Below are 3,040 nucleotides of genomic sequence, written 5' to 3'. Positions count from 1 at the left end.
GCTCCTGCTCCTTTGAGTTGCAATGCCCATTGTTGACCGTTGGCGCGAATTTCTCCTAAATTGATCGCTCTTCCATCACCTAATTGTCCTGCCCAATGTCCAAATTGATGTCCGCCATAACACATAGCATAAGGATTTGTTTTTGGATAGACTGTTTTTCCTGTAAAGGTGTGAAGAAATGTTTCCGACTGTGTATCACGTTCCAAATCGAGCATTTCTGCAACTTCATCTGCGACGTGAATCATTGAAGGATTTGATGGAATTCTGGGCGTAACAAATGAATAACAAGCATCAAATACTTTACGTGGCGTATTATTTATATTGGGATCGGCTGGTAATTCTTTGTTGAATGTATCTTTTATATTGAGTTTCATAGTGTAGCAATTCTTTTGTGAACGATCGACATATCTAATTGTTGAACGAACTTTTTCATATTGTAAAGATACTAAGATTGTTCTGAATCATTATAAAGCGTTTCATACATAATGAGTTTGTTTTAATGTACCCACTGCGTAAAAGAAAAAGTTGCAATGGTATCTTTTTTACTGTTTACTAGAAAGTGTTCGTACATACCTGACCAACCTGTAAAAATATCTCCAACTCTTACTTCTGTAATGTCTTCATTTCCTGTGTCTTTGATCTCAAAGTTAATGTTTCGTAACAAAATTGAAATTAATTGATCGGTAGCAAATTCAGTTGTTTTAGTATTTTTTGATTGCTTCAAGTTTAGCATGGAATCTTTAATTTTCGAATAATAAAACTTGCAAGCTACATCGTCCATATTTGCAAGTTCGTTTATGATTTTTTTGGTGTCCGAATAGCAAAAGTAAAAAGAGAATCTGCCTGCGTCAATTCGTATTTTTTCGTCACAGTTTAAAGTGGATGTTTTTAGTTTTATGCCGCGTCTGTACGGATTCATTCCATAGAATTTTTTTTCACCATCAGAAGGAACTAAAAAAGTAGTGTCGTTTCTAGTTTTATATGCTATTTGATATTTTTCTCCATACTCAATTTCAATTAATTTTAATATGGGCGATTCAATAGTATTTGAGTCTTTATATTTTAAATTGATGTCATTTGCCTTTACGAGAAATTCTGTATGTTTAGAACATCCCAAAAGGGAAAGAAAGAGGAAAAGTACTCCTATTTTTAAGTTTATATATTTTTTCAAGATAAGATATCTTACTTTTTTGTTTTTATTAATTTGTTGTTTTTCAGTATGTACGCGCCTTTTACTGTCATTGTTTTGTCGCTATCTCCTATCGATTTAAAATATTGATATTGGTAGCGTATTGTTTTTGTTTTTTGATCAAAATACACGTCCATCGGTGCAAAATCACTTATTCCTTGATGTTGCGTAAAGATCAAATTTCCATGATCGTCAATGACATGAGTTTCCACTTTTTCCTCAAGTTCTAACGGAAAATAGGTGATTTTATATTCACCAATCGCGACAAGCGTAATACTGATATTGTCATAATAATGATTCCCATTACCTGAACTATATTCTTTAAAAACTAGATAGTTGTCAGCTCCTACAGGATATATGGCTTTTACATTGGAAGTGTATAATTCTCTAAGTGTGTGCGTTAGTTTGTTTTTACTTTCTAAGTAATTGATATCGTGTAAAAATATGTCGTCTCCATTTTCATCAATTGGCGGTACAATTTCAAACGTTTTTTTTGATAGATTCGTCATTCTTTCATAATATGGATTTCCCACGCCTATTTCATATTGTTCAAACGGAAATTTTGGGATACAAACCTTGAAGTGACCCAGCGCTGGCACTTTTTGATTACTGACAAAATTTGCTTCATTATTCCAACGGAGTATGCTGTATGTTTTACCAGTGAGTTCAATATCTTTTATGTACATGTTTTCCGTGCCAATATGTACTTTGGTTGTATCACTGTTATGCACAAACAACAACACAGATTCCGTAGTAATAGTACTTTGCGAAAATTTGAACATTTTTGTGGTGCTATCGTATTCTAGTTTATTATCCTTATAAGCGCCAAAAGGATGCGTTGCTATGTATAATTCTTTTTCAGAATAGGTTTCTTCTGTGAGTGTTTTTCCTGTTTCATCTAGTATATTGAACCAAACAGCATAACTCCAACTTGCTTGTGAATAGCCTTGTAGCGTGATGAAAAATATAAGTAAGCGTATGCAATTTTTTTTAATCATTTTTCATTATTTTTTTTAGAATTTATTGTTTTTAATTACTGAAACAATACATATCGCGGTGGCACAAGTCCGTTTAATCGCATGTACACTAGCATTTGTCCTCTGTGATGTGTTATGTGATCTGATAGTATTAATAAAATTTGTCTTTTTGTTCGGTTCAATCCAAAATAATCGAGTGTGTCACTGAGTTTTTTTACATCAAATTCGGTAATAAGTTCAATAGCTTTATCAAAAGTTTTATTGACCAAAGCAATCATTTCTTTTTTGGATTTGTTGGCGACTTTAAATTCGGTGTCAGTTTGCCAAACTCGGGCTTTTCGTGCGCCTAATAAAGATTGACTGTGCCAATCCATTGCGTATGCAATATGCAATAAATTTTGTGCAAACGTCAACGATTCTGGTGATGCTTTGTAATTGTATTTGTCTTCGGGCATGGTTTCAGCGACAAGAATTAAATATTTTCTTGAGTTTTCTAATCGTTCCAAATATTCCTTTATAAAATCGTCCTGTTGTGCAACTAAAGGTGTGGCAACTGAAGTAAAAAATAGTATAGAAGTGAGAATTAGCAACTGTTTCATAGGTGTTTTTTAGATGTCAATGTCTGTTTTGAATTGCTTCAAGTTAAAACTACAATAATCTTATGCAACGTCAAAGAAACATCTTATTCGATTCATCTTTGTTTTTAAATAAACCAATTGTGATTGAGTGTCCTTTCCCAAGACATTGGCGTAAAATTTCAGAAAAATGTAATTGGAATTTAACTTCCCTATTGAATGTCTAACGAATTCAGTAGTTTTGTGCCCTAATTATTTTTTAATGGCAATAGTTTCCTCATTAGGCTTAATTTTTATTA

The 3,040-nt window shown here is 32.7% G+C and carries 4 protein-coding genes; all 4 read right to left on the bottom strand.

Annotated elements, in window-relative coordinates; translation table 11 throughout:
- On the bottom strand, positions 1 to 374 hold a 374-nt coding region (locus tag AB8B65_RS19595), incomplete at its 3' end, for a protein adenylyltransferase SelO family protein (RefSeq protein ID WP_405302975.1).
- Between the two features lie 122 nt (positions 375 to 496).
- Positions 497 to 1,171 (bottom strand): hypothetical protein, encoded by a 675-nt coding sequence (locus AB8B65_RS19590; RefSeq protein ID WP_405302974.1) that lies wholly within the window; start codon positions 1,169 to 1,171, stop codon positions 497 to 499.
- Positions 1,172 to 1,182: 11 nt separating this feature from the next.
- Positions 1,183 to 2,187, bottom strand: a complete 1,005-nt coding sequence (locus AB8B65_RS19585; RefSeq protein ID WP_405302973.1) for a hypothetical protein — start codon at positions 2,185 to 2,187, stop codon at positions 1,183 to 1,185.
- Positions 2,188 to 2,222: 35 nt separating this feature from the next.
- Positions 2,223 to 2,765: a DinB family protein gene (locus tag AB8B65_RS19580; protein ID WP_405302972.1), complete on the bottom strand. Its 543-nt coding sequence runs from the start codon at positions 2,763 to 2,765 to the stop codon at positions 2,223 to 2,225.
- Positions 2,766 to 3,040: the final 275 nt, after the last annotated feature.

This window comes from Kordia sp., from assembly GCF_045105435.1.
Lineage (GTDB): Bacteria > Bacteroidota > Bacteroidia > Flavobacteriales > Flavobacteriaceae > Kordia.
The sequence above is the reverse complement of the archived record's forward strand: the minus strand, read 5'-3'. Positions and strand labels throughout refer to the sequence as shown.